Source organism: Methylobacterium sp. WL12, from assembly GCF_008039475.1.
Classification (GTDB): Bacteria; Pseudomonadota; Alphaproteobacteria; order Rhizobiales; family Beijerinckiaceae; genus Methylobacterium; species Methylobacterium cerastii.
Window position 1 is genome coordinate 1 of the sequence record NZ_VRUW01000215.1, and the last position, 1,063, is coordinate 1,063.

Genomic DNA, 1,063 nt, shown 5'->3' on the forward strand with positions numbered 1-1,063 from the left:
TCTCCAAGCGGACTTCATCAGGGCGCGCAGCGATCCCGCTGCAGATCAGACGCCGTATACATGGCCGCAACCGACCAGTTCACCCGAACCGATCCGACATCCTTGACCCGCAGGAGCCATCCATACATGACCCGCAGGAGCCATCCATACACGGGTTGAAGTCCGGGCTATAGGCCGGGAGGTAGAGCGAGCGTGCGCCGGCCGCCTCGATGGCTGCCCTCACCCCGGTGACCTTGTGTGGCCTTCCCCCTGGAAAGTGGCTCTTCGCCAAGTTTGGTGGATTGGGTCGGCTTGGGGTGCTGGGAGGTAGCTCCTGGCTGAACCGGGCAGGGATTCTCAGATCAGGGCATGACCCTTCTCTGTTACATCCCCGGTTGTCGCGTTCTCCACGTGACGCGTGCGGAGAGCACGGCCCTTCGCATTACCGCTCAAGCGAAGCGCGATCATGCCCGTTGCCCAGGTTGTCGTACGGTCAGCCGGTCAGTGCATAGTCGCTATCACCGGCGTCCCGCCGACCTACCGACGAGCGGTCAGGCGGTGCGTCTGACCCTGACGATCCGGCGCTTCTACTGCCACGATCCTGCTTGCGCGCGTCGGACCTTCGCCGAACGTCTGCCCCGCCTTCTCGACCGCTACGCTCAGAGGACCCGCCGGCTGGCCGATGCCCAGGTTCGGACCGCGCTGGCGCTCGGTGCCACGCCCGCCGCAAGGCTGCTGCCGCACCTGGCCAAGGCTGCTGCCGCACCTGGCGATGCCGACCCGTGCCACGACACTGCTGCGTGACATCCGCAAATGGCCGCTGCCGACCCGATCCAAACCGATCATCGTCGGTGTCGACGATGGGGCCCTGCGCAAGGGCCGAACCTACGGCACCATCCTGGTCGACCTCGAACGCCGCCGTCCCATCGACCTGCTGCCGGATCGTTCGGCCGCGACGCCGGCGGCTCGGCTCCGGCGAGACCCGCAGATCCAGGTCGTGGCACGGGATCGCTCGACCGAATATGCGCGTGGGACCACCATGGGTGCGCCCGATGCCGTTCAGGTCGCAGACCGATGGCATCTC

The 1,063-nt window shown here is 66.4% G+C and carries 1 pseudogene; it reads left to right on the forward strand.

The window, feature by feature from the left end:
* Positions 1-348 precede the first annotated feature (348 nt).
* Positions 349-1,063: pseudogene (locus FV226_RS27570) on the forward strand (ISL3 family transposase); the annotation flags it as partial.